Raw genomic sequence first — 24,912 nt, 5'->3', positions numbered from 1 at the left:
TGAAGTCAGGACGATGAACTCATTGCGCAGCAGCGATACTAAGACTTGTCCTTTTTCGCAAGGACCCACCACCGCCTGGATTCCGGCTCCGCGTGACTCGTGCCAATTTCGGTTTTTTTGACCCTGACGACCGAAACCCTGTTAGATAGATAGCTGCCACCCGGCCCGACATGTACTGCGGGCCGTGGTATCGACATTCACTTGACGCTCGGCCGGCTCCCGGCTCATGCGGGCGAAACCCTGCAAACCTTTATGAACAACGCACAAGACCTGTCGATCATTTCCCTCGTGCTGAACGCCAGCCTGCTTGCACAGGCGGTCATGGCGCTCCTGCTGCTGCTGTCGCTCCTTTCATGGACGTATATTTTCCGTAAGTGGTTTGCAATCCGGCGCGCAACCTCGCAGACCGAGCGTTTCGAACGCGACTTCTGGTCGGGCGGCGACCTGCAGACCCTGTATCAGAGCGCCGCGAACAGCCGTCACTCGATCGGGGCGCTCGAACGCATCTTCGAGTCCGGCATGCGCGAGTTCCTGAAGGCCAAGGAAAAACGCCTGAGCGATCCCGGCCTGGTCCTCGACGGCGCACGCCGGGCGATGCGCGCCGCGTTCCAGCGCGAGCTCGACGTGCTCGAAAGCAATCTGGCCTTCCTCGCTTCGGTCGGTTCGGTCAGCCCGTACATCGGCCTGTTCGGCACGGTCTGGGGGATCATGAATGCGTTTACGGGCCTCTCCAATGTCCAGCAGGCCACGCTCGCGAGCGTCGCACCGGGCATCGCGGAAGCCCTAACCGCCACCGCGATCGGCCTGTTCGCCGCGATCCCGGCCGTGGTCGCCTACAACCGGTATTCACACGATATCGACCGTCTGGCGAGCCGCTTCGAGACCTTCGTCGAAGAGTTCACGAACATTCTGCAACGCCAATCTCACTAGGAGCGTTCGATGGCTGGAGGTACTCATTCGGGCATGCGCAGCAGTCGTCGCCGCCGCGCGATGTCCGACATCAACGTGGTGCCCTATATCGACGTGATGCTCGTGCTGCTCGTGATCTTCATGGTCACGGCACCGCTGGTCGCGCCGTCGGTGATCAACCTGCCGAGCGTCGGCGGCAGCGCGCAGGAGCAGCAAACGCCGCCGCTGGTCGTCAACATCAAGGCAGGCGGCGTGGTCTCGGTGCGCTACAAGGACGATAACGGTTCGCACGAACAGCAGATGACGGAGGCCGATCTCAAGAACTTCGTCGGCCTGCGCACCCAGAGCAACCCCGACCAACCGGTGGTCATCGCGGCCGACAAGACAGTCCAGTACGACACCGTGATGAACGTGATGTCTGATCTCAAGTCGCTTGGGGTCAAGCGCGTGGGCCTGCTCGTCAAGGCGAAATGATGAAGCGCGCTACCTACCCGGCCCGGCCACCGCGCGAGCGCGGCACGTGGCGTGCGCTTGCTCTGGCCGTCGTGATGCATGCGCTGCTCGCGGCTTTCCTGTTCTTCGGCATCCATTGGAAGAACAGCTCGCCGACCGGTTCGGAAGCCGAGTTGTGGACCGACACGAGCGTCCTTGCCCCGACCCCGCCCGTGCCGGTCGCGCCAGCGCCGGTGCAACCCGCGCCGCCGCCACCGCCGCCGGAGGATGCCGACATCGCCCTGCAGCAGGCCAAACGCAAGCAGATCGAACAGCAGCAGAAGGAAGCCGCGCTCCTCGCCGAACAACAGAGACAGGCCCAACTGAAACTGCAGCAGCAGGAGGTTGCACGCCAGAAGGAACTCGCCGACCAGCAAGCCGCGCTCGCCAAACAAAAGGCGGCACGCGACGCGGCCGACAAGGCCGCGCAAGCCGCAGCGTTGAAGCAGGCACAGCTCGAAGCCGACAAGCGCAAGCAGCAGCTCGAGCAGCAGCAACAGCAACAGCTTGCCGCGCAGCAGAGAGCTGACCAGCAAAAGGCCGATCAGGCGAAAACGGATCAGCAGAAAGCCGCCAAGGCCAAGCAGGAAGCCGACGCCAAGGCGAAGGCCGCGGCCGATCAGGCTCGTCACGCACGGCTGGCCGCACTGCAAGGGGCGGCGGGCTCGGGCGAGACGACCGGTACGGGCGCGGGTACGACGGGCAGCGCGACGGGCGGCGGTGGCAACGGCTCGCCGGGCTATGCAGACAAGGTTCGCCAGCGCGTGAAGCCGAACATCACCTTCTCGGGCGCGGTTGATGGCAATCCGGCGGCGGTGGTGTCGGTTTCGTGCGCGCCGGACGGCACGATCTTGTCAGCACGGCTCAGCTCGTCGAGCGGCAATCAAGCGTGGGACGATGCTGTGCTGCGCGCCGTGCAGGCTTCCGACCCGATGCCGCGCGATGTCGATGGCAAGGCGCCGCGCAGCTTCCAGATCCGCTTCCGGCCGAAGGATATCGGAATGGCGGGTTGATGAGAAGAATCGCACGTCACGACGACTGCCCTCCGCGAGAGGGTGGCCCGTCGCGACAAGCGTCAGCAACAAAGGGGGCATCGGAGCAAAACTGGCATGGTTCTTTCTTATACAACGGGCCGCTGAATGTCAGGTCGACCGGGTGGTTCGCCGGATCAGTCGGAATGGCGCGCCAGGCTTGTCAGATATCATCGGTGGAACGTTAAGCCGGTAGTTCTGTCTAGCTCTGAAGCGTCAGGCGCGCCCCCTTTTTTTCTCGCCTTTTACGAAAAGAGCATGAGTGTATTCAAACGAGTGATTAAATTTCTGGGCTTACGGGCCATCCTCCTGACAAGTTTTGCGGCTTTTGCAGCCGCATCGGGGTCCGCCCAGGCGGACCTGACAGTCGACATCACCGGTGTCGGCTCCAATCTGTATCCGATTGCGATCGCGCCTTTCACGAATGAAGGCACGGCACCTCAGCAAATTAGCGCCATCGTGCGCGCCGACCTTCAGAACAGCGGGCGCTTCTCCAGCATTGATGCGGGCTCGAATCCGGTCAGCGAGACCGATTCGGTCGATCTCGCCGGCTGGAAAGCCAAGGGCGCCCAAGCGTTTGTCGGTGGCAGCGTCACGAAACTCGCCAATGGCGACTACGACGTGCGCTTCCGCCTCTACGACACGGTCAAGCAGGAAAGCCTTGGTGGCCTTGCTTTGACCAGTTCGCAGAACAATCTGCGGATGACCGCGCACAAGATCTCCGACTATATCTATCAGAAGCTGCTAGGCGTGCGCGGCGCGTTCGCGACGCGCCTGTCGTACGTCCAGCGCGTGGGCAATCGCTACCAACTGAAGATTTCCGACTCGGACGGCCAGAACGAGCACATCGCGCTGTCGAGCCCCGAGCCGATCATTTCGCCGTCGTGGTCACCGGACGGCACCAAGGTCGCCTACGTCTCATTCGAGAAGAAAAAGCCGATCGTCTACGTGCATGACCTGCCGACCGGCAAGCGCGTGATGATCTCCGACCAGAAGGGCAACAACAGCGCGCCGGCATGGTCGCCGGACGGCCGCCACCTGGCCGTCGCCCTGACCTTGACCGGCAACACGCAGATCTACGTCGTCAACTCCGACGGTTCGGGTCTGCGCCGCCTCACGCAGACGGGCGGCATCGATACCGAGCCCGACTTCTCGCCGGACGGCCAGTCGATCTATTTCACGAGCGACCGGGGCGGCCAGCCGCAGATCTACAAGATGTCTGCACAGGGCGAGTCGGCCGGGGGGGCTCAGCGCGTAACCTTCCATGGCTCTTACAATACAAGCCCGCAAATCAGTCAGGACGGCAAGTATCTCGCCTATATCTCGCGCGTCGGGGGCGGCTTCAAACTTTACGTCCAGGACCTCTCGAGCGGAGATGCGACTGCACTGACGGATACGACGCACGACGAATCTCCGAGCTTTGCCGCGAATGGCCAGTACATTCTTTATGCGACGCAATCGGGCGGCCGCGCGGTGCTTGCCGCCGTTTCGGTGGACGGTACGACACATCAAATTTTGTCGGTTCGTGGTGGCGATGTCAGCCATCCGTCGTGGGGACCGTTTATGCAGTAGGCCCGATGTCGGCGCACCCGCGCCGACAGCGGCCTGAAAGCTTTTTTCGCAGCACGGGGGCAGCAGGAATGTAGCCCCGCACGCAATGTCGTATATGTCGTACGGCTTTACGCAATAACACAAGGAGAGTTCCAAAATGATTTCCAAACTTCGTCTGATCCTCGTCACGGCCCTCGTCGGCCTGCTCGCGGCTTGCCACCAGGGCGTCAAGCTCGACGAAAACGCCAATGCCAAGACCGGCGCGGTCAGCACCCAACCGAGCCCGAGCGACGTTCAGCAAGTGAACGTCGATCCGCTCAACGATCCGAACAGCCCGCTCGCCAAGCGCAGCATCTATTTCGATTTCGACAGCTATTCGGTCAAGGACGACTATCAGCAACTGCTGGGTCAACATGCCCAGTACCTGAAGTCGCATCCGCAGCGTCACGTGCTGATCCAGGGCAATACCGACGAACGTGGCACGAGCGAATACAATCTGGCGCTGGGTCAGAAGCGTGCTGAAGCGGTTCGCAAGGCACTGTCGCTGCTCGGCGTTCCCGATTCGCAAATGGAAGCTGTGAGCCTCGGCAAGGAAAAGCCGCAGGCCGACGGTCATGATGAAGCCGCATGGGCGCAGAACCGCCGCGCCGATCTGGTTTACCAATAAACGGAAGGATGCCCAATGCTGTTTCGTATGAGCTGGCTGCGGGCATCCGCAGCCGCCTGCGCGGCTGGCCTGACCCTGGCGGCAGTGCCGGTCCATGCAGGTGTATTCGACGATAACGAAGCCCGCCAGGCGATTCTCGACCTGCGCGCCAAGACTGATCAGCAAACCGGTCAGATCTCGGCGGCGCAGCGCACGATCCTCGACCAGTCCAATCAGTTGGCAACGTTGCAGCAACAGGTTGCCACGCTGCGCGGGCAGAACGAGGACCTCGCCAACCAGGTCGCCACGCTGCAGAAGGCGCAGAAGGATTACTACACCGATCTGAACTCGCGCTTGCAGAAACTCGAACCGCAGCAGGCGACGGTGGATGGCTTGCAAGGGACGGTGCAGCCGGGCGAATCGGACGCGTTCAACGCCGCGCTTCAGCAGTTCAAGAATGGTGACTTCAAGAACGCGACGTCGTCGTTCCGTGACTTTGTGCAGAAGTTTCCGCAGAGTCCGTATCAACCGACCGCACAGTACTGGCTCGGTAACTGCCTGTATGCGCAACGCGACTACAAGGCCTCGACTACGGTGCTGCAAGGCGTCGTGAACAACTATCCGACCCATCCCCGGGCTCCGGAGGCGTTGCTCGCGATTGCCCAGAACCAGATTGAACAGGGCCAGAAAGCCGCGGCACGCAAGACGTTGCAGCAGATCATCGCGCAGTATGCGAACACTGAAGCGGCTCAGACTGCCCAGGGCAAGCTGAGTCAGGTTCGTTGAACCTTGCGGTGTTCTTCGCGTGTGAAGGTTAGCGATTTGTGCGACCGTGGATGAGGGCCACCGTGTGGTCCTCGTTTTCGGGATGTGGCGAGTTTTGTGAGGGCTGCGATCCTGGGTTGACGTAACCCCAAGCAGTTTTTATAATACTCGACTCTTTTGGGTCGTTAGCTCAGTTGGTAGAGCAGCGGACTTTTAATCCGTTGGTCGCAGGTTCGAGTCCCGCACGGCCTACCAAAGGATTCAAGGGCTTAGCTTCGGCTAAGCCCTTTTTCGTTTCTGGTGGCGCCGTTGCCCTCTGTCACGTTTCTCGCATAGCGAAGCGTCGGTGGTTGAGGCATCAACATTACTGTCATTTTTCATATTCATAATCCGTCGCTTTCAATCTCATAAAAGAGACGTGTTATGGCCGGTTTTCGCATCCCTTTTCCAGTTCGCGTTGCCGTACTTTCGAGCGTTGCAGCGCTAGCCGCATGCGGCGGCAGCAATGATCCCTCCACGGCGACGTCGTCGATTCCTCCGCCCCCCCACCGACCCCGCCTTCGTCGATGCCGCGGCGATCCCTGACGTGCCTGCATTCGTCGACAACATTGCAAGCAACCAGAGAGGGGATGCACGATTTGCGACGCTGAGCACGAATGCGGGGGTGCGTGTCGTGTCGAGATTCCTCGACATCTGGCAACCGCTGACCGAGATTGTCGACGCGGGCGCCCCCGCCCCGGCCAACGGCTCCTTTCCGGCTGTCGTGCAGTCGACGTGGACGGGCCTGCCGAACGACGGCACACCGGGCGGAGCGGTTCTGAACAGTGCCGTGCACACGGCCAACATCCAGTTCGTGGTCAATGAGACGACGACCCGCACGCAGGCACAGGCCGATGCAGCCTATTACGACGACCGGCGCGGCAAGGGCTATAGCGTGGCAGACGGCATGGGGCCGCTTACCAGTGCATGGCGCACCGCATCACAGCAGACCACGACTATCACGTCAATTCCGGCCGACGCGACGACCATCCTGTACAACGACACGGGCAACAATGTCGGTGTCGGCACGAGCAGCGGCAACACCAGTTTTGGCCAGGTGGTTGACCTGCTGACTGCGATGGGCAACAACGCGTCCACCGAACCGGCCAAGCGCTTCTACAAATACGCGCGCCCGTATCGCTGGAGCACCAGTGTCGTGGTCGATCCGACGCTCGTGCCAGCAGAGAGCACGGCGCCCGCGACCGATGGTGGCTATATCAGTGGTCACGAGGCCGAAGCCATGCGCGATTCCATGACGATGGCCTACGTGCTGCCGGAGCGGTACCAGGAGATGGCAAGCCGCGGACTCGAACTCGGCGAGAACCGCATTTTTGCCGGTATGCACTCCCCGCTCGATGTCATTAGCGGTCGGATGTTCGCGCTTGCAGCGGCTGCCGCGAATCTCTCCGACCCGAACAATGCCACGCTCAAGAGCGCGGCATTTGCCCAGGCGCACGCGGGCCTGATGCAACTGACGAACACGACTCCGGCGACGTTCGCCGCTTTCGCCCACTCAGGCACGGCGGCAACGGACCGCTTCGCCGACTACGCGACGAACAAGGCGGACTTCATTCGCCGCATGACGTTCGGCTTTGCCCCGATCGAGTCAACCGATGCGCCTCCCGTCGTGCCGAAGGGCGCGGAGGTATTGCTGGAGACGCGCTTCCCGTATCTGAATGCTAATCAGCGCCGCGTTGTCCTGAAGACCACCGAGCTTCCTTCCGGATATCCGGTGATGGACGATGCGGAAGGGTGGGGTCGCCTGAACATGTTTGCGGCTGCAGACGGATACGGCGCGTTCTACGGCAAGGTCACCGTTTCGATGGATGCGTCCCAGGGCAGCTTCAGCGCCTCGGATTTGTGGCGCAACGACATTTCCGGCACGGGCAAGTTGACGCTGCAGGGCAGCGGCACCTTGAAGCTCGCCGGAAACAATACCTGGTCGGGTGGCGCTCAAGTGAGCGGCGGCGTGCTTGAAGCGGATTCCCCGAAGGCGTTCGGCGCAGGCGATGTGTATGTGGGGGCAGGCGGGGTCATCATTGCCGCGTCGTCGCCCGTGACCATCGTCGGCAAGTACACGCAACTCGCCGGTACGACGCTTGAACTCGACATCGACGGTACCGGCGCTGGCCAGCTGCGCGTGGGTGACCAGCTGACCATTGCCGGCGGCACGCTGCATGTGAAATTCGTAAACGGCTACGCTCCCAAGGTCGGCGACACCATCGACCTCATCGACGGCAACGGCGTGATGAAGCAGTTCACGACGATCACGGTCGATGGCCACAAAGCGACGCCTGCCTATATGCCCACTGGCGTGTCCGTGCACATTGACTCGTAATGTTGCGCCCCGGGAGGCGACTCGTCGTCCGGGTCCACGGCTGACTGCCATCGGGGCTTTTCACGCCGGGCCGGATGACGATGCGCTTCGACGGGGCGGTTAACCTCGATTCACCCGGACTTTCAATCCGTTGATCGCAGGGTTCGAGTCCGGCACGGCCTACCCAAGACACATCTTCCCGCATGGGAAGAAAGATCAAGCACTTGCGAGCAATCGCCGGTGCTTTTTTTTCGCCGGGCCCTCCACGCCCTCAACCAGCGTTGATTTCGTTCGCAAGCGGCTTGCCCGATTCGAAGTCCGTCACGCTTTGCAGAGTCGTCTCGCAGATGGTGGTCACGGCCTCGCGTGTGAGAAATGCCTGGTGCCCGGTCAGGATCACGTTTGGGAACGTGACGAGCCGCTGCAGCATATCGTCGGTGATGATGGTGCCGGACAGGTCACGGAAGAATACGCCCGCCTCCTGCTCATACACGTCGATCGCGAGGCCGCCCAACTGGCCGCTCCTGAGCGCGTTGATGACCGCTTCCGTGTCGATGAGCCCGCCGCGGCTCGTGTTGATCAGCAACGCCCCCCGCTTGGCGCGCGATAGCGCGTCGGCATCGATGATGTGATAGGTGTCGGGCGTGAGCGGACAATGCAGCGAGATGACGTCGGCGCTCACGCTGATCTCTCCCGGCATCGCATAGCGCGCGCCCATCGCTTCGAATTGCGGCGAAGGAAACGTGTCGTAGCCGATCACGTCGCAGCCGAATCCCAGCATGATCTTGCCAAAGACCCGTCCGATCTTGCCCGTGCCGATCACGGCAACCGTCTTTCCGCACAGGTCGAAGCCCATCAGGCCGTCGAGCGAAAAATTGAAGTCCCGCGTGCGGTTGTAGGCCCGGTGGATCTTGCGGTTGATTGCCATCAGCAAAGCGACCGCATGCTCGGCGACCGAATTGGGCGAGTAGTCGACCACCCGTACCACCTTGATGCCGAGATCGCGCGCAGCATTCAGGTCCACGTTGTTGAACCCCGTGCAGCGCAGCGCGACAAGCTTCGTGCCGCCGTGCCCGAGCGCTTCGAGAACCGCCGCATCCGCATTGTCGTTGACGAAGATGCACACGGCGCCGTGGCCCGCCGCAAGGCCGACGGTTTCGCCATCGAGCGGGACCTCGAAGTACTTGAGGCGATGGCCGTGGGCCGCATTCGCGGCATCGAGATAGTCGCGATCGTAGGGCTTCGCGCTGAAGACGGCGATTTCCATCGTGTGCCTCCGAAGCAGGCCGGGGTTCAGGAATCCGATGTATGCGTGCCGTGCTATCCGCTGGCCAAGACGGCGGCGATCTGCACGAACAGGATCTTCACGACGGTCATCGAAGGGAAGATCATTGCATAGCCGAGATCCGGGAGATCGGTCGGTGCGACGCGATTGGCAAAGGCCAGGATTGCCGGATTGCCCGTCGCTCCGCTGATCACGCCCACCGTCATGTCGAATGGCAGCCTGAAGACCCACAGGCACAAGATCGTCGTGACGAGGAGCAGCGCGAGCGCAATCGCCACGCCGTAGACCAGGAAAGACACGCCCGCCACGCCGATGGTGGCGAAGAACTTCGGCCCCGAGGCAATGCCCACCTGGGCGAGGAAGATGGTCAAGCCGAAATTGCGCAGGACCAGATTCGCTGTAAGCGGCATCGTCCAGGCGAACGGTCCGACGCGGCGCACCCGGCCGAGGACGAGGGCGACGAGCAGCAGCGCGGCTAGCCCGAGGGTGAGCTTGCCGACGCCGGGAATGGGCAGCGGAACCGCGCCGGCCAGAAGCCCGAGGGCCGCGCCGACACCGATCGAGATGAAACTCAGTTCGGCAGTTCCCTTGATGGAGTCGCCGAAAAGCGCGCGTAGCGACTTCATGTTGGCGCGGTTCGCGAGCAAGCCGACGCGGTCGCCGAATTCGAGGATGAGGTCCTGTTTCGGCATCAGGTCGGCGTCGCCCCGGCGCACATGCGCGATCGTACAGGCGACGCCCTCCGGGAAGCGGATGTCGCGCAGCATGTGCCCGACCACGAGCCGGCTCGAAGCGAACACCCGAGCATAGTCGAGATCCTCGCGGTGACTCGTGATGCGGCCCGGCTGCAACTCTCCGAAAAGCGACGTGGCTTCGCGCAACACGGCCGGGTCCGTGGCGGTCGCGAGCAGGACGTCGTCGGCCTGCAGGATCAGATCGTCCGTAAGCGTGCGGTTGTGGTGCTCGCGGCGCACGGCGGCAATCGCGAGCCCGGCCGGCATGCGCGCCACCAGGTCGGAGAATCGCGCGCCGATGAACGCCGGGTTTCTCAACGCGATCTCGGCCGTTTCGATGAGCTTGGGCGGTGGCCGCTCGATGTGCGGTTTCAGCACCACGCTAAGGACATACAGGAAAAGGATCGGCCCGGCCACGCCGAACGGATAGGCGACGCTGTAGCCCACCGTGGCGCCGTCGCCTTTCATGGCGGCCATCGCGGCCTGCAGGCTTGCCGTGCTGGTGCCGGACCCGGCGAACATGCCGAGCGATTCGTCGAGCTTGACGCCGAAGAGCGGCACGAGCGCGACCGACACAAAGCCGGCGACAATGACTCCGAACGCGGCGGCAATGTTGGCCTTGAGGCCGTTGGCGCTCGTCAGGCCCTTGAAGAACTGGTCGCCGTACTGGATGCCGATGTTGTAGAGAAAGAGGAGCAGCCCTAGCGTGCCGAGCAGGGCCGGCGGCGCGGACTTGGGCGCGAAGCCGCCGATCGCCAGTCCGACGAAGAGCACCGCGCCCGAGCCGAGGGACACCCCCTTGATGCTCATCTCGCCGACGACATAGCCCAGGGCGACCGTCACAAAGAGCGTGAGCAGCGGCTGGGTTTCGAGCAACGTCCTCACTGCATCCATGACAGTACCTCTCGATGAGCAGGAATGGACGCAACAGCGGTGAGCGCGGACTGATCCACGCCGGGCTCGCATGCGAAACGGCTGTGCATCACGTCTCTCCCGCAATCGTGCGACGGGACTCGTCGCATTCAACGCACGTCCGTTCTCTTCGACCACCACTTCCTCTTGTTACAGCTGTTCACCAGATGCCGTGTGCCTGCCCCTGACACGCCCGGCTTCGCGCCATTGCCCGGTGCGCCTCGAAGCAGCTACCGGATCGTATAACCGCGCCCTTCCATGCATGCCCCGTAGGCTCGGTAGTACGTGTCGATGGCGCCCTGAGTCTGAGCCTGTGCGTTGGCGTCCTGCGCGCGCCGGTTCTGCCGGGCGCGGTGGCCGCCGACCATCGTGCCCGTGACCGCGCCAATGGCTGCGCCCTTGCCGGCGTCCCCGGCGATTGCTCCGATCACGGCACCGCCCGCGGCTCCCCGCGCGGCGCCTCCCACCCGTTCTCCGCCGCCCACCGCCGGCCCTGTGGAAGGGGGCGGAGCCGCCGAAGCCACGGCGGCGGGGTCAATGCCCGTGCTGCTTTTCGCCCAGCTGTAGCACTCCCCATCGTCCCTTTGCTGTTGCTGCGCGCTTTGGCCTTTGGCCGGATAGGCGATGGGCTTGCCTTGCGCGAGCGAGTCGAGCGCCAGCGCCATCAGCACGAGGGCGCAAATCGTACGCTTCCTGATTACATTCATGGCAACTCCTTGTTCAAAATCATGGGCTCGCCTATCGTCAGCGTTGCCCAACGGTTACGGGCGGCCCTCACGTGCTTGCCTCGCGCAAGCCAGCTCAGGATGCCCATGTCGCTCTCCTGCCGCCGTTCACTCTTCGTGCGGCGACACCACGTTGACGCTAGGCCGTGATCAACACAGCTTCGACGCGCTTTCGATTCAGACGATCGTCGCCCGCGTGTGGCGCGCGATCATGAGTTCTTCGTCGGTCGGGATCACCCAGGCCGATACCTTGCTCGATGCCGTGCTGATGCACGGCCCGTCCCGCAGGTTCGCTTCCGTATCCAGCTCGATGCCGAGCCACGCCGCGCCTTTGCACACGCGTTCGCGAATCGCCGGTGCGTGCTCGCCGATGCCGGCGGTGAACACGAGCGCATCGATGCCGCCGAGCCCCGCCGCGAGCGAGCCAAGCTCCCGTCCGATCCGGTAGACGAAAAGCTCCACCGCGAAGCGGGCGCGCGGATCGGCGCTCGCGAGCAACTCGCGCATGTCGCTCGACAGGGCCGATACGCCGAGCAGGCCCGACTCCTTGTAGAGCAGATTCTCGATCGCGCGCGCATCCATACCCAGCTGATCCATCAGATAGAGAATCACGCCGGGATCGAGGCTGCCGCAGCGCGTGCCCATCGGCAGGCCGTCGACCGCGGTGAACCCCATCGTGCTCGCGACGCTCTTGCCCGCCTCGATCGCGCACATGCTCGCGCCGTTGCCGAGATGCGCAACGACCGCCCGCCCCTGTGCGACGCCGGGCGCGAAGCGGGGCAGCACGCTCGCGATATATTCGTAGGACAAGCCATGAAAGCCGTAGCGCCGCACGCCGTGCGAGGTGATCTTCTCCGGCAGCGCGAAGGCTTGCGCCACTTCCGGCTGCGCCCGGTGAAACGCCGTATCGAAGCACATGATCTGCGGCAACTCCGGACGGCGCCTGGCGACGATGCGCACGGGCGCCAGATTGTGCGGCTGATGCAAGGGCGCGAGCGGAACGAGTTCGTCGAGCTTCGCGAGCACCCCGGACGTCGCGAGCACAGGCCCGGTGAACGCCTCGCCGCCATGAACGACTCGATGCCCGACGGCAACCAGCTCATAGCCTTCGTGATGACCGCGCAAAAAATCCCCGATGCATTCGATCGCGCCTTCATGCCCGATCGCATTTCCCTTCTCCCAGGTCCGCTCGCCGATGCACTCGCCAGTGCCGTCGAACGCGGCGAACGCGGGGGCAGTGTGCAGTCCCTCCGCCTGCCCTCGCATGACGAGCTCGGGCGCGGCGCCCTTCGCCGCGAACACGCGGAACTTGATGCTCGACGATCCCGCGTTGAGTACCAGAATGACGTCTGCCATGGCTTCACCCCAGCGCCTTGCCGCTCTCACGGCGCGCCTTCGCGACGAGCGCCGCCACGGCGCAGGACGCGAGCCGCGTCATCAGCGAGTCGGCGCGGCTCGTCAGGATGATCGGCACGCGCGCGCCCAGGACGATGCCGGCGGCATCCGCGCCGGCGAGGAACGACAGGCTCTTCGCCAGCATGTTCCCGGCTTCCAGGTCGGGCACGAGCAGCACGTTTGCACGTCCCGCGACCGGCGAATCGATTTGCTTGATCCTCGCCGCTTCGAGATCGATGGCGTTGTCGAGCGCAAGCGGCCCGTCGACCAGCGCGCCGGTCACCTGACGACGGTCCACCATCTTGCAGAGCGCGGCGGCTTCCACGGTGGAGGGCACCTTCGGATTGACCGTCTCCATCGCCGAGAGAATCGCGACGCGCACCTCCGGGAAGTTCAGCGCGTGTCCGAGATCGATCGCGTTCTGCAGGATGTCGGCTTTCTCCTCGAGCGTCGGCGCGATGTTGACGGCGGCATCGGTGATGATGAGGGCACTCTCGTATCCTGGGACGTCCATCACGAAGCAGTGGCTGACGCGCCTCGCCGTGCGCAGCCCTGATTCGCGACGCACGACTGCGCCCATCAGCTCGTCGGTATGCAGACTGCCTTTCATCAGCGCCTCCGCCTTGCCCTCCCGGACAAGCTGGACGGCAGCGGCTGCCGCCGCCTGGCTATAGGGTGTATCGACGATCGGATAATCCGCGAGGTCGATTGCGTACTGAGCCGCCACCGCTTCGATGCGCGCGCGTGGCCCGACGAGGATCGGCGCGATCAGTCCATTCTGCGCTGCCTGGATCGCGCCCTCGAGCGAGCTTTGGTCGCACGGATGCACGATCGCGGTAGGCACGGGATCGAGCGACCTGCAAAACTCGATGAGCTTCTGGTACTTCGCGTGTTCACGTTCCACGGCGGTGTTCCTCGGATCGGTGACACGGCGTGACAGCAACCGCGATCAGCGCGCGAGCGCCTCAGTGTGCTGATCGCGTGTCGCCTTGCCGGGCAACGCTTGCTGGGGCGCGTGATGTTGTCGCCCATCGAGGCGAACAGGACGATCGGCGACTTGATGTTGCGCAGCTCGAAGCCCTTGCCCGCAAGGTCCTTCATGTCACCGAAGCAAAGCTTGTTGCCCACGAAGAGGTTGCGCGTGATCCACTCGATCTCCTCGCGGTTCATCGGAAGACTGAAATTCGGGCTTCACGCGCAAACCCCACTGGGTCAGCCTCGATGCGCGATTGGCAGCACTCCCGCGTGCGACGAGTCATGTTGAGCTTTTGGATGACCGCATCGTCAGTTCTATACCATTCGACCGGGGCATTCAAGCGGGCTTGCCGGGGCGATTTTCGGAAATATCCGGGAAGGCGTGTCGTTTGTGCAGGAAGCTGCGCTACGAAGGCCAAGGTAGTGCGACGGATGGGACGAACACACCATCCCGATAGGTGACGATTGTTTGATCCGCCGCACAACGTTAGCGTCCCATCGAGTTTTCAACGCGGGCTTTGCACTTCTCGCCTTCCCTCAGCTGCTTGATCACCCACGCGCCTTTGGTCTTGCAGGCCATCGTCATCGCGCACACGCCGGCCGCGAGCAATGTGCCTGCGCTGCAGCAGCAGCCATGCCGCCGGAATCACGAACATCGACAACAGCGGTGCCGTCACCATGCCGCCGACCATCGGCGCGGCGATGCGCTGCATGACTTCGGAACCGGCGCCGTGACCCAGCATGATGGGGATGAGGCCCGCGAGCACGACCGCGACCGTCATTGTCTTGGGTCTGACGCGCAGGACAGCGCCTTCGCGGATGGCGTCCACGAGCATCGCCTCGGTCAATGGCTCACCTTCCTCGAGCCGACGCTTGAGCGCATCCTTCAGATAGAGCAGCATCACGACGCCAAATTCGGCTGCCACACCCGACAATGCGATGAAGCCCACCGCAGTCGCGACGGATACCGCGTGTCCGAGTATCCAGATCAGCCAGAAGCCGCCGACCAGCGCGAAGGGCACTGTCGTCATCAGCAGCAGCGCATCGGCTGCGGAGTTGAACGTCAGGAAGAGCAGAACGAAGATCACGACGAGCGTCACCGGAATCACCATCCGCAGCTTGGCGGCCGCGCGCTCGAGATACTCGAACTGGCCCGACCACGCGATCGAATAACCGGACGGCAGCACGACCTCCCGTGCAACCGCCGCCTGCATCGCCTTCACGGCCGATTGCAGATCCGTGTCGCGAATGTCGACATAGACATAGCCCGACAATCGCGCGTTCTCACTACGGATCATGGGTGGACCATCGGAGATCTTGAGCGAGGCGACGTCGCCCAGGGTGATCTGCGCGCCCCGGTCGGTGACGATAGGCAACTGGCGCAGCTTCTCGACCGAGTCTCGGGTCTCCCGCGGATAGCGGATATTGATGGGGAAACGCTCACGACCCGCGATCACCTCGCCCACCTTGTCGCCACCGACCGCTGATGAGACAACCGACTGGATGTCGGTCACGGACAGACCGTAACGGGCCGCGGCCAACCGGTCGATATCGACGTCGATGTAGTGACCGCCGTTCAGGCGTTCGGCGAGTGCCGACGTGACGCCTGGAACGTTCTTCAACACGGACTCGACCTGCGTGGCGAGCTTGTCGATCTGCCCGAGGTTGGCGCCGGATATCTTCACACCCACGGGCGTCTTGATGCCGGTCGACAGCATATCGAGCCGATTGCGAATCGGTGGCACCCAGACATTCGACAAGCCGGGGATTTTGACTCGCGCGTCGAGCTCTTCGATCAGCTTCTCGGGCGTCATCCCCGGGCGCCATTCACTGCGAGGCTTGAACTGAATGGTGGTCTCGAACATCTCGAACGGTGCGGGGTCGGTCGCGGTGTCGGCACGGCCCGATTTGCCGAACACGGTTTGCACCTCCGGAACAGTCCTGATGAGACGATCCGTCTGCTGCAACAGCTCGGCGGCCTTGTCTGCCGAGATGCCGGGTAGCGCGGTCGGCATATAGAGCAGATCTCCTTCGTCGAGCGGCGGCATGAATTCCCCCCCGAGCCGTGACACGGGAACCAGCGTGAGGGCAAGCGCGACGACAGCCAGTCCGATTGCCACCCACGGCTGGCGTAACGTCGCTTCGAGCAAAGGACGGTACAAGCGGATCAGCACGCGATTGAGCGGATTGGCATGCTCATGTGGAATCCGGCCCCGGATCAGATAACCCATCAACACCGGCACGAGTGTCACCGACAGACCCGCGGCCGCAGCAATCGTGTAGGTCTTCGTGAATGCCAGTGGGGCAAACAGCTTCCCTTCCTGGCCTTCGAGCGAGAACACGGGAATGAACGACAACGTGATGATCAGGAGCGAAAAAAACAGGGCTGGCCCGACCTCGGCCGCGGACTGTGCAACCAGTTCCCATCGCTGGGCATTCGTGATTGGACTATCGGGGTGCTTGTGGTCGTACGCTTCGAGGTGCTTGTGAGCGTTCTCGATCATCACGATAGCTGCGTCGATCATCGCGCCGATGGCGATCGCGATACCACCCAACGACATCAGGTTCGCGTTGACGCCCTGATAGCGCATCACGATGAACGCAGCCAGCACGCCGAGTGGCAGCGACAGGATGGCGACGAACGCGCTACGCAGATGGAACAGGAACAGCGCACAGACGAGGCCGACGATGATGAACTCTTCAAGGAGCTTGTCCTTGAGGTTGTCGACTGCACGCTCGATGAGCTGCGAGCGATCGTAGGTCGTCACGACTTCGACCCCCGGCGGGAGCGACTTCTTCAGCTCGGCTAGCTTCGCCTTGACAGCGTCGATGGTGGTCAGCGCATTCTTTCCTGAACGCATGACGACGACGCCCCCCGCCACTTCACCCTCGCCGTTCAACTCGGCGATGCCACGCCGCATTTCCGGGCCGATCTGGATACGCGCGACGTCGCCGAGCAACACGGGGGTCCCGGTGTCGTTCGTGCGCAGTACGATGTTGCGGAAATCGTCGAGCGAATGCAGATACCCCGACGATCTGACCATGTACTCGGACTCGGCGAGTTCGACGACTGAACCGCCCGATTCCTGATTGGCCTTGCCGATGGCGTCGGCGACGGTAGCCTGCGTGATGCCGTAAGCCCGCAGTTTGTCCGGGTCGAGTACGACCTGATACTGCTGCACCATGCCGCCGATACCGGCGACTTCCGAAACGTCCGGTACTGCTTTGAGCTCGAACTTCAGAAACCAGTCGTTCAGGGCCCGGAGCTGCCCGAGGTCGTGTTTGCCTGTGCGATCGACCAGTGCGTATTCGTAGACCCAGCCGACACCCGTCGCGTCGGGGCCGAGCGAGACAGTCGCGCCGGCGGGCAGACGACTTTGCACCTGGTTCAGGTATTCGAGCACGCGCGATCGAGCCCAGTACGGGTCTGTCCTGTCATCGAAGAGAACGTAGACGAACGCATCCCCGAACGACGAATACGCGCGAATCGTCGTTGCACCCGGAACGCCGAGCAAGGTCGTCGTGAGCGGGTACGTCACCTGGTCTTCGACGACTTGCGGTGCCTTGCCGGGATACGAGGCCTTGATGATGACCTGCGTGTCCGACAGGTCCGGCAGCGCGTCGAGTGGCGTCTGGATCAGCGAATGAAAGCCCCACGCGGCGATGAGCACGGTCGCCAGCAGCACGAGGAACCGGTTGTGGATCGACCATCTAATGAGGCGGGCAATCATTTCGCGCTTCCTTCGAGTTTCGGTAACACGGATTTCAAGCTTGCTTCGGAGTCGATCAGGAACTGGCCCGATGCAACGACCTGCTGTCCTTCGGTCAGGCCGCTCACCACTTCAGTGTCGTCCCCCCTGTCGTTGGCGACGGTGATCTGGACCGGCTGCAGTCCACCGTCGCTATTCCTGACGATGACGATCGAGCGCTTGCCGGTCGTGATGACGGCTTCGGACGGCACCAGCAGGCGCGACACCGGCTTGGACCCACTGACACGCACACGCATCAGCATCCCCGGCGTGAGCTTCAACGCGGAATTGTCGATTTCGAGGCGGGCCTGCAGCGTGCGGGTACCCGTACTGATGCCCGGCAGGATTTCGCGAATGTGTCCACTGAAGTGCTGCGACGCATCGCCTGCGAAGGTCGCGTCGACTGTCATGCCGGGCCGCACCTGCAACGCGAGCGACTCTGGGATTTCCACGATCAGCCAGAGCTTCGAGAGGCCCCCGACCTTCGCAAGCGTCTGCCCCGGCGACACCATCGCGCCATCGCGCACGTTGAGTTCCGTCACGACCCCGGCCTCCCGGGCGAACAGCGTCAAGTGCGTCTGCACCTTACCGGTCCGGTCGAGACTCGCGATCAGTCCATCGGGAATCGACAGGGCCCGCATGCGTACGCGCGATGCGGCGAGCAGGCCGTCATCCATGCCACCCCGCTTGAGCGCCAGATATTCCTCCTGGGGTGCAAGCCAGTCCGGTACGAACAGCGAGGCGATCGGGGCACCCCGGGCGATGCGTTGCATCGGCGCATTCGCGTAGAGACGATCGATGTAGCCGGTCACCCGCGACTGGACGACATCGGCCATCGACTCGTCGAATTGCGTGGTGCCAATGGCGTCGAAACCTTCGGCCGTGTCTTGCCTGCGCACCGTCGCATATCGGATGCCAAGATTTTGTTGGAGGCTGGAGTCGACCTTGATGCCACTCGCGCCGCCTTCGTCGGCGAAGACGGGCTCGAGCTGCATATCCATGAAAGGCGACTTGCCGGGCTTGTCAAAGTGTTGGTTCGGCACCATCGGATCGTGCCAATAGAGGACCTTGCGGCCGGTCTTCGCGTCGACCCGGTTTTCAGACGCGGCCGTGGCCGTCGTCTCGGAAGCGTCCGCCCCACTCGCCTCGGGAGCGTCGGCCATGGGATGACGGGTGCCGGCCATATAGGTGGCGCCGAGCAGCACGGCAGCGGCAAACACCGCGGCAACGGCGCGCACGAGCAGTTTCTGGTTCATGTTTCTCTCCTTACCGACTGGCAGACAGCGTGGGCGGTACAACCTGGTATTCCAGTTGCGCCCAGGTCAGCGATACGTCTCGTTGAAGACTGAGTACCTTGAGCTCGGCGTCGAGTTGGGCACGCTTGGCTGCAAAGGTGTCGGCCAGAGAACCGGTTGCTGCCTGGTAGGCAGCGGTCGCGAGACCTACACGCTGGTCCGCCGCGGGGAGCAACGTCTGTTGCAGGTTGGCGATGCGCTCACGCCCGCTCGCGAGCGTGGCCGACAATGCCTCGATATCGGCCTCGACCTGCCGTTGCGTGTCTTCGTAAATCAGGCGCGCCTTGGTGGCGAGTTCGGCCTTCTCCGAAACATCGCGGTCTTCGAGATTCTTCCGGTTGATCGGCAGCGGAATGCTGACCCCGACCGACACGAAGCTCGAATGGTTGCCGCCTTGCAGATACGAGAGGTTCCAGCTCCAGTTCGAGCTGCGGTCGCTGCTTGCGACCGCGGTGTCGGCATCCGCGACGCGGACGTCGGCCGAGGCGGCGACGAGTACCGGCTGGACCATGCGGAGCTGGTCGGGCGCAAGCGAGGCGACGACGGATTCCGGTGTGGGAGGATCGCCCGCGACGTCGGTCGCGGTGCTGGCCGTCCAGCGCGAGAGGCCGATGAGTGCGGTCTGGAAGACCTGACGGGCCTTCAGCAGGTCGTCCTGCGTTTGCGCGAGCATGAGCTGCGCCTGGGCAACGTCGGATGCCGTCGCCCGGGCACCGCGATAGGACGCCTGCGTCGCCGTCAGCTCATGCCTCATGTGGTCCACCAGCGACACCTGCAACGACACCGCCTGCTTGGCATAGGCCGCGTTCAGCCATGCCATCGCGGTCTGTTGCCGGACGTTGGCGACTTCTTCGAGATAGCTCGAGCGTTCGCGATCGACCCTTTGATTGGCCAGATCCGAGCGAAGCTGGCGCTTGTCGGACGAGACCCATTCCTGCCCGATGCCGACGCGGCGCATCGTGAGGATGTTCTGGCCGATCGTGAAACTCTGGGGTCCGTTGATGGGCAGGTTGTCGATGCCTGCGGCGAGCGTCGGGTTGGGGAGTTGCCCGGCCCGGATGGCGGCTTCGGAACGGGCGCTTACGGATGCCTGGGCGGCCTGGATCGCCGTGTTGTGGTCCGCCGCCGACTGCAGCGCGCCATCCAGCGTGACAACAATTTGCTGTGCGTGCGCCGCGCCGTGGGCCAACACGAGCGCGACGAAAAGGACACGAGAGCGTACCCGGCCACACCGGAGCACCGGCGTGGCAATGATGGAAAGCATAATCTAACCCCGAGTGGTCGAGTCCTGTATGGACGTGCGAAGGTCATACGGACTCGCGTCCTGAAACAGGACGACATCGCCGCGCGGACGCGGCGAACCGGATCAACAACGGTGTTAGAGAGTGCGCGGGGGTCGCCAGAGTCCATCCGGCGCGCGGATGGAGAGCGACTCTGCGTAGTGGAAGCGGATGGGGGAGAACGATCCGGCGGGGCGGGCGACCGACGGCGTCGATACGGGGTGGTAGAGGCTGCCCATCTGACACTGGGCGGTGACCTTGCACAGCGATATCTTCGACTTGCCTTCCGAGTTCGGCAGGGACGTCATGGACTCGCAGCCAGCCATGTCAGTCGATGCAGAGACGACGTCGTCCATCACCGTCGCATGCATCGGACATTGTCCCGTCACGCCGCTGGCTGCCAACCCGCTCAGGGGCAGCATCGCACACAGCAACAAGACGAGGAATGTCCGCAACGTTTTCATTGTGGAAAGTATAGCGCGGCGATTTTCTGCCGCGCATACATCGGGCGCCGAGCATCGTATTCGGCATTGCCGTCGGATCAGATCAAAATCAGGCGGGCCCTGTCAGAAGTTTTGCTTCGCGCGGTCGCGTAGCAACTTGCTGTGCCGGATCCCGTAGGCAAAGTAGATCACCACACCGATCACCATCCAGACCCCCAGCCGGATCCATGTGTCGGCAGGCAGACCTGCCATCAGAAAAATCGCGGCCAGCGCCCCGAGCGGTCCGACGACAAAGACTGCGGGAGTCCTGAACGGACGATGCAGACCGGGCTGGGTAATTCGCAATACGACGACACCCACGCTGACGACCGCGAAGGCAAACAGCGTCCCGATGCTGACCAGTTCGCCGACCAGACCAATCGGCAGCAAACCGGCAAGCAGCATGACAATCGTGCCGGTGACGATCGTCGTGATGTACGGCGTGCGAAAACGCGGATGGATCTTTGCGGCGAATGGCGGCAGCAGGCCGTCCTTCGACATCGTGTAGAAAATTCGCGGCTGGCTCAGCAACAACACGAGGATCACGGAAGTCAGCCCGAAAATCGCGCCGAGCTTGACGATCGACGACAGCCACGGCATGCCGATCATATCGACACCGACCGCGATCGGATCCGAAACATTCAACTTGTCGTAGGGAACGATACCGGTCAGGACATACGAAACCAGCACATAAAGCACCGTGCAGATGATGAGCGAACCCAACAGGCCGATCGGCACATTGCGCTTCGGGTTGACGGTTTCCTGCGCGACGGTCGAGACCGAATCGAAACCGACATAGGCGAAGAACACGACTGCCGCACCGCGCACCACACCGCTCCAGCCGAACACCCCGTCCTCGCCTTGAGACGGCGGGACAAAGGCCCCTTGCGGATTGCCGCTCGTCACCCAGTTTGCCCCGTCGACGTAGGAGAAGCCCGCGGCGACGAACGCGATAACGATCACGACCTTGATGACCACCATGACGCTGTTCACGCGAGCCGACTCCCGGATGCCGATCACGAGCAGGATCGTGATGACCGCGACGATCAGCATCGCCGGGATATTGAGGATCGCGCCCGTCTGAGTCCAGCGCGAGACGGTGTCGAAGGCGAACGGCGCCGTCGACAGAGCGTTCGGCACTTCGATGCCGAAGCCATGCAGAAAGCTCACCACATAGCCCGACCACCCGATCGCCACGGAGGTCGCCCCCAGGCAATACTCGAGGATCAGGTCCCAGCCGATCAGCCAGGCGATGAATTCGCCCATGGTCGCGTAGGCGTAGGTATAGGCGCTACCGGACACAGGGACGGTCGAAGCCATTTCCGCATAGCAGAGCCCCGCGAATGCACAGACGATCGCGCCCAGCACGAACGAAAGAACGACTGCGGGGCCGGCATTCGCTGCCGCCGCATGGCCTGTGAGAACAAAAATCCCCGCCCCGATGATGCAACCTATTCCGAGGAGAGTGAGATCCATGCCGGACAGAGAACGCTTCAGCGTGCGCAGCGTCTCAGCACTCCCCTGCTTGTGGTCTGCTTCGGCTTCCGCCTGCAGTGCAGCAATGGTTTTTCTTGCAAACAGTGTCATTGTTTTTGTCTCGATTTTTTGATCTCGATCATGGAGATGAAGAGGCCGCCGGGAGCACCCGGCGGCAAGGCAAGGAGCATGGCCGCAATAGGGCGGCCATGCCGCGAGACCCGTTCGGGCAGCGTTTACTGGATACAGCAGGCGGAACAGGAACTCCAGGTACGGGAGGGCATGCCTCCGAGCGACTATTCCGATCCTCGCTCAGGCTTTGCCTCACAGGCCCCTGCTTCAGGACAACCGTAGAAAATGCAAAAACGAACGCGCGAGGGGGCTTCCATTCTCGAAAAGGCCTGGCTATAATCTCGCTTCTTCGCCGTGCCGGAATAGCTCAGACGGTAGAGCAGCGCATTCGTAATGCGAAGGTCGGGGGTTCGATTCCTCTTTCCGGCACCAAACAGAATCAAGCACTTAGCCCGACTCACAAGGTCGGGCTTTTTGTTTTCTGGGTTCCGTGTAACCGTTATGTAACCGGATTCGGTCAACGCGAGCCCAAAGCCCCCTACCCGGCAACGAACGCGCTCGCGAGATATAGCGCGCTTCAGACGATCTTCGGCCCGGAGGTCGCGTTTTCTCGATCGCCACGATGCTTACGCCCTGCCCCGGCCTTGTACCGCTTGCCGAAATTCTGAGCCGCTGGCAACTTGTCGAGCGCCGGACCCGGCTCCAGGTCCTGCGTGCCTTCGCCGGCGGGTCCGGCGATCTGCAGGAACGTGTTGCTCTTGAGTGCCCCCGCGCCAAAGAGCTGCGTCCGCATAGCGAGCGAGCGCATCTGTTTGACGAGCATCGCACCTTGCTCATCCAGACCGCCAAAGAAGATCACGTCAACGTTCTTGCTCTTTAATGTGGTCAAGATCGAGCGAAAATCCACGGCTTTGTCGTTCGTGAACTCACGGTCGACGATGTTGCCATTTGCTTCCTTTACGCCTTTCTCGAAGGCGTCGGCAAGACCCTGCCCGAACGCCGTGCGATCGTCGATTATCCCGACCCGCTTCGCCTTGATTTGCTCGACCACGATGAGGCGCGGCTCGCACAGATCTAATCCCATCTTGTGTACGGTCGCCTTGCGTCCGTCCGCGAGTTTGCTGCTTGCCCATTCACGCTGGATCGCGTAGCCGTCCGCGACCGTGCGCCACCAGAGGACTCGCACGGTCGCGAACGTCGACTCGATCGCATTCGTGGTCCACAAATGCTGTCAGTGCTCGGCCGGGACGTCGTAAAGTCGAACACTGTGACACCGTGACGTGTGATCCAGGCGTTCCGCGGCCTCCCGGCACCTTGAACTGACTGGGCCGGATCCGCAAATCAACCAGGCGGTAAGACTCGGTAAGGCAAAAACAGGCGTTCGGGCCGGATTTGCAGGCCTGACTGACGGGCAGCAGTTTTAGAATGCCCGCATGAAACCTCACGTTCTTGTCGTCGACGACGATCCCGTGGTGCGTGATCTGTTGCGCCGCCTCCTGCAAACTCACGGGATGGATGTCTCGGTACTGCACGACGGCTCCGGCCTGCGCCGGCGCCTGACACTCGAGCGGCCTTCGCTGATCCTGCTCGACATCATGATGCCGAATTGCGACGGTCTGCAGGCCCTCAAGTCCCTGCGCGACGCCGGCGACGACCTACCCGTCATCTTCCTGTCGGGCCGCGTCGGCGTAACGGACCGCGTCGCCGGACTCGAATACGGCGCCGACGACTACCTGACCAAACCCTGCGACTCACGCGAGCTCCTCGCCCGCATCCACGCGGTCCTGCGACGCCGCGGTCGCGTGCCGAGCGCGGCGCCGGAGCAGCGCGAGACCTTCAGTTTCGGCCCCTTCGTGCTGGACTTCACGACGCGCACGCTCGTGCGGAACGGCACGCGCATGGAACTCCGCGAGGGTGAATATGCATTGCTCAAGATCTTCAGCGCTCACCCGCTGACCGTGCTGTCGCGTGCGCGCCTGCACGACTTGCTGCATGGCGACGACTACGCGTTCCGTGACCGGTCGCTCGATGTGTCCGCCTGGCGTCTGCGCCGCGTGATCGAGAGCGATCCGTCCAACCCCCGCTATGTGCAGACCGTGCGAAACAAAGGCTATATTTTCGTGCCGGACGCACGCGAATTCTCGGAGCTCGACGCCGTGCCCGAAGTAGCATGAAGCGCCGGTTCGATACACTGTTCATTCGTCTCGCACTGACGTCGCTGGCGGTCGTCATGCTCGTGCAGACCGGGAGCATGGCGATCGTGATCGTGCAGCGGCCCAAGCACGATATCGACGGCTATGGACGCGGCGTGCTGCTGGTGCTCGAGACCGCTCACATGCATGAGCCCGGCACATCAGGGTCGGGCGTGCTGTGGGCCGGCATACCGCTCCTGGTGACTCCCGGTTTCGACAGACCTCAGGGCATCCGCAGCCAGTTCGGCAACGAATCTACGCGGTTCGCACGCACGTCGGACCCGCGCCTCGTGCCTGGCCGTCCAGCCATGCCCATCATCGATAGTCCGGGCTTTCACGAACGGACGAGCGTCGGCATGCAGGTCGACGCAACGCCTGACAGTGAACTGAATCGTCTTCAGTCGAATGATGATGATGGCGAGATGATGTCGCCCACCGAGCGGGCCACCGAATTCAGGGAAGGCGAAGGCTATGCGTCGGGGACGAGACTGATGCATCGTCCGAAGCGCGTCCGTTATGTCGAAGTCTCGGCATCAGAAGCACGCGCCGTCGGGGGTCCTTCGAACGCATCATTGTATTCAGGCCTCGTG

16 protein-coding genes, 2 tRNA genes and 5 pseudogenes are annotated in these 24,912 nt (G+C 62.8%); 11 read left to right on the top strand and 12 right to left on the bottom strand.

Annotation, left to right across the window (positions count from 1 at the left end):
- Positions 1–252 precede the first annotated feature (252 nt).
- The 8 genes and pseudogenes from tolQ to HV670_RS10980 all read left to right on the top strand — a co-directional run bounded on the left by tolQ (position 253) and on the right by HV670_RS10980 (position 7,771).
- Positions 253–930, top strand: a complete 678-nt coding sequence (gene tolQ / locus HV670_RS11015; protein WP_175104822.1) for a protein TolQ — start codon at positions 253–255, stop codon at positions 928–930.
- A gap of 9 nt (positions 931–939) precedes the next feature.
- Positions 940–1,383 carry a protein TolR gene (tolR, locus tag HV670_RS11010; RefSeq protein WP_246257217.1) on the top strand — a complete coding sequence of 148 codons (444 nt, stop codon included), beginning with the start codon at positions 940–942 and terminating at the stop codon, positions 1,381–1,383.
- The gene (gene tolA, locus HV670_RS11005) at positions 1,380–2,414 is read left to right on the top strand and encodes a cell envelope integrity protein TolA (RefSeq protein WP_175104821.1); all 1,035 of its coding nucleotides are present in this window, start codon (positions 1,380–1,382) and stop codon (positions 2,412–2,414) included. The genes tolR and tolA overlap by 4 nt, the downstream gene beginning before the upstream one ends.
- A 276-nt stretch (positions 2,415–2,690) precedes the next feature.
- Positions 2,691–4,004: a Tol-Pal system beta propeller repeat protein TolB gene (tolB, locus tag HV670_RS11000; RefSeq protein ID WP_175104820.1), complete on the top strand. Its 1,314-nt coding sequence runs from the start codon at positions 2,691–2,693 to the stop codon at positions 4,002–4,004.
- A gap of 136 nt (positions 4,005–4,140) precedes the next feature.
- Positions 4,141–4,650, top strand: coding sequence for a peptidoglycan-associated lipoprotein Pal (pal, locus tag HV670_RS10995; RefSeq protein WP_175104819.1), 510 nt, complete (start codon positions 4,141–4,143; stop codon positions 4,648–4,650).
- Between the two features lie 15 nt (positions 4,651–4,665).
- Complete coding sequence (gene ybgF, locus HV670_RS10990) at positions 4,666–5,415, top strand: tol-pal system protein YbgF (protein ID WP_175104818.1); 750 nt, start codon at positions 4,666–4,668, stop codon at positions 5,413–5,415.
- A gap of 158 nt (positions 5,416–5,573) precedes the next feature.
- Positions 5,574–5,649, top strand: a tRNA-Lys gene (locus HV670_RS10985).
- A gap of 168 nt (positions 5,650–5,817) precedes the next feature.
- Positions 5,818–7,771: pseudogene (locus HV670_RS10980) on the top strand (phosphatase PAP2 family protein).
- 250 nt (positions 7,772–8,021) lie between these two features.
- On the opposite strand, the gene HV670_RS10975 reads toward HV670_RS10980, so the two are convergent.
- The 11 genes and pseudogenes from HV670_RS10975 to HV670_RS10925 all read right to left on the bottom strand — a co-directional run bounded on the left by HV670_RS10975 (position 8,022) and on the right by HV670_RS10925 (position 22,169).
- Positions 8,022–9,017 carry a 2-hydroxyacid dehydrogenase gene (locus HV670_RS10975; protein ID WP_175104817.1) on the bottom strand — a complete coding sequence of 332 codons (996 nt, stop codon included), beginning with the start codon at positions 9,015–9,017 and terminating at the stop codon, positions 8,022–8,024.
- 53 nt (positions 9,018–9,070) lie between these two features.
- Positions 9,071–10,663 (bottom strand): aspartate:alanine exchanger family transporter, encoded by a 1,593-nt coding sequence (locus HV670_RS10970; protein WP_175104816.1) that lies wholly within the window; start codon positions 10,661–10,663, stop codon positions 9,071–9,073.
- Positions 10,664–10,911: 248 nt separating this feature from the next.
- Positions 10,912–11,346, bottom strand: a complete 435-nt coding sequence (locus tag HV670_RS10965; RefSeq protein ID WP_425511415.1) for a glycine zipper family protein — start codon at positions 11,344–11,346, stop codon at positions 10,912–10,914.
- A 237-nt stretch (positions 11,347–11,583) separates the two neighbouring features.
- Positions 11,584–12,762, bottom strand: a complete 1,179-nt coding sequence (locus HV670_RS10960) for an acetate/propionate family kinase (protein WP_175104814.1) — start codon at positions 12,760–12,762, stop codon at positions 11,584–11,586.
- Between the two features lie 4 nt (positions 12,763–12,766).
- Entirely contained in the window at positions 12,767–13,741 is a 975-nt protein-coding gene (locus tag HV670_RS10955; protein WP_343054400.1) for a phosphate acetyltransferase, read from the bottom strand.
- A gap of 62 nt (positions 13,742–13,803) precedes the next feature.
- A pseudogene (locus HV670_RS10950) lies at positions 13,804–13,971 on the bottom strand (DUF3141 domain-containing protein); the annotation flags it as partial.
- Between the two features lie 311 nt (positions 13,972–14,282).
- Positions 14,283–17,507: an efflux RND transporter permease subunit gene (locus HV670_RS10945; RefSeq protein ID WP_246257215.1), complete on the bottom strand. Its 3,225-nt coding sequence runs from the start codon at positions 17,505–17,507 to the stop codon at positions 14,283–14,285.
- Between the two features lie 5 nt (positions 17,508–17,512).
- Positions 17,513–18,781 (bottom strand): annotated as a pseudogene (locus HV670_RS10940) (efflux RND transporter periplasmic adaptor subunit); the annotation flags it as partial.
- A gap of 10 nt (positions 18,782–18,791) precedes the next feature.
- A complete protein-coding gene (locus HV670_RS10935) occupies positions 18,792–20,084 on the bottom strand; it encodes a TolC family protein (protein WP_175104812.1) in 1,293 nt (430 codons plus the stop codon).
- A 114-nt stretch (positions 20,085–20,198) separates the two neighbouring features.
- Positions 20,199–20,564 (bottom strand): hypothetical protein, encoded by a 366-nt coding sequence (locus tag HV670_RS10930; RefSeq protein ID WP_175104811.1) that lies wholly within the window; start codon positions 20,562–20,564, stop codon positions 20,199–20,201.
- A gap of 102 nt (positions 20,565–20,666) precedes the next feature.
- Positions 20,667–22,169: an amino acid permease gene (locus HV670_RS10925; RefSeq protein ID WP_175104810.1), complete on the bottom strand. Its 1,503-nt coding sequence runs from the start codon at positions 22,167–22,169 to the stop codon at positions 20,667–20,669.
- 317 nt (positions 22,170–22,486) lie between these two features.
- Here HV670_RS10925 and HV670_RS10920 point away from each other — a divergent pair.
- Positions 22,487–22,562 (top strand) — tRNA-Thr (locus HV670_RS10920).
- 145 nt (positions 22,563–22,707) lie between these two features.
- Here the strand turns inward: HV670_RS10920 and HV670_RS10915 are convergent.
- Positions 22,708–23,181, bottom strand: a pseudogene (locus HV670_RS10915) (branched-chain amino acid ABC transporter substrate-binding protein); the annotation flags it as partial.
- A 382-nt stretch (positions 23,182–23,563) separates the two neighbouring features.
- Between HV670_RS10915 and HV670_RS10910 the strand changes: the two are divergent.
- Positions 23,564–24,304, top strand: a complete 741-nt coding sequence (locus HV670_RS10910) for a response regulator (RefSeq protein WP_175104809.1) — start codon at positions 23,564–23,566, stop codon at positions 24,302–24,304.
- Positions 24,301–24,912 (top strand): annotated as a pseudogene (locus HV670_RS10905) (hypothetical protein); the annotation flags it as partial. The gene HV670_RS10910 and the pseudogene HV670_RS10905, both read left to right, overlap by 4 nt.

This window comes from Pararobbsia alpina, assembly GCF_902859895.1.
GTDB classification, from domain to species: Bacteria; Pseudomonadota; Gammaproteobacteria; order Burkholderiales; family Burkholderiaceae; genus Pararobbsia; species Pararobbsia alpina.
Note: the sequence above shows the minus strand (reverse complement) of the source record. Positions and strands in the feature narration are given on the sequence as shown.

Excerpts from the sequence above, each read along its gene's own strand:
- tolQ (WP_175104822.1), top strand. The coding sequence starts at position 253 with ATGAACAACGCACAAGACCTGTCGATCATTTCCCTCGTGCTGAACGCC.
- pal (WP_175104819.1), top strand. The coding sequence starts at position 4,141 with ATGATTTCCAAACTTCGTCTGATCCTCGTCACGGCCCTCGTCGGCCTG.
- HV670_RS10930 (WP_175104811.1), bottom strand. The coding sequence starts at position 20,564 with ATGAAAACGTTGCGGACATTCCTCGTCTTGTTGCTGTGTGCGATGCTG.
- HV670_RS10910 (WP_175104809.1), top strand. The coding sequence starts at position 23,564 with ATGAAACCTCACGTTCTTGTCGTCGACGACGATCCCGTGGTGCGTGAT.
- HV670_RS10975 (WP_175104817.1), bottom strand. The coding sequence starts at position 9,017 with ATGGAAATCGCCGTCTTCAGCGCGAAGCCCTACGATCGCGACTATCTC.
- HV670_RS10935 (WP_175104812.1), bottom strand. The coding sequence starts at position 20,084 with ATGCTTTCCATCATTGCCACGCCGGTGCTCCGGTGTGGCCGGGTACGC.
- tolR (WP_246257217.1), top strand. The coding sequence starts at position 940 with ATGGCTGGAGGTACTCATTCGGGCATGCGCAGCAGTCGTCGCCGCCGC.
- HV670_RS10970 (WP_175104816.1), bottom strand. The coding sequence starts at position 10,663 with ATGGATGCAGTGAGGACGTTGCTCGAAACCCAGCCGCTGCTCACGCTC.
- HV670_RS10945 (WP_246257215.1), bottom strand. The coding sequence starts at position 17,507 with ATGATTGCCCGCCTCATTAGATGGTCGATCCACAACCGGTTCCTCGTG.
- tolA (WP_175104821.1), top strand. The coding sequence starts at position 1,380 with ATGATGAAGCGCGCTACCTACCCGGCCCGGCCACCGCGCGAGCGCGGC.
- HV670_RS10925 (WP_175104810.1), bottom strand. The coding sequence starts at position 22,169 with ATGACACTGTTTGCAAGAAAAACCATTGCTGCACTGCAGGCGGAAGCC.
- tolB (WP_175104820.1), top strand. The coding sequence starts at position 2,691 with ATGAGTGTATTCAAACGAGTGATTAAATTTCTGGGCTTACGGGCCATC.
- HV670_RS10965 (WP_425511415.1), bottom strand. The coding sequence starts at position 11,346 with ATGGCGCTGGCGCTCGACTCGCTCGCGCAAGGCAAGCCCATCGCCTAT.
- HV670_RS10960 (WP_175104814.1), bottom strand. The coding sequence starts at position 12,762 with ATGGCAGACGTCATTCTGGTACTCAACGCGGGATCGTCGAGCATCAAG.
- ybgF (WP_175104818.1), top strand. The coding sequence starts at position 4,666 with ATGCTGTTTCGTATGAGCTGGCTGCGGGCATCCGCAGCCGCCTGCGCG.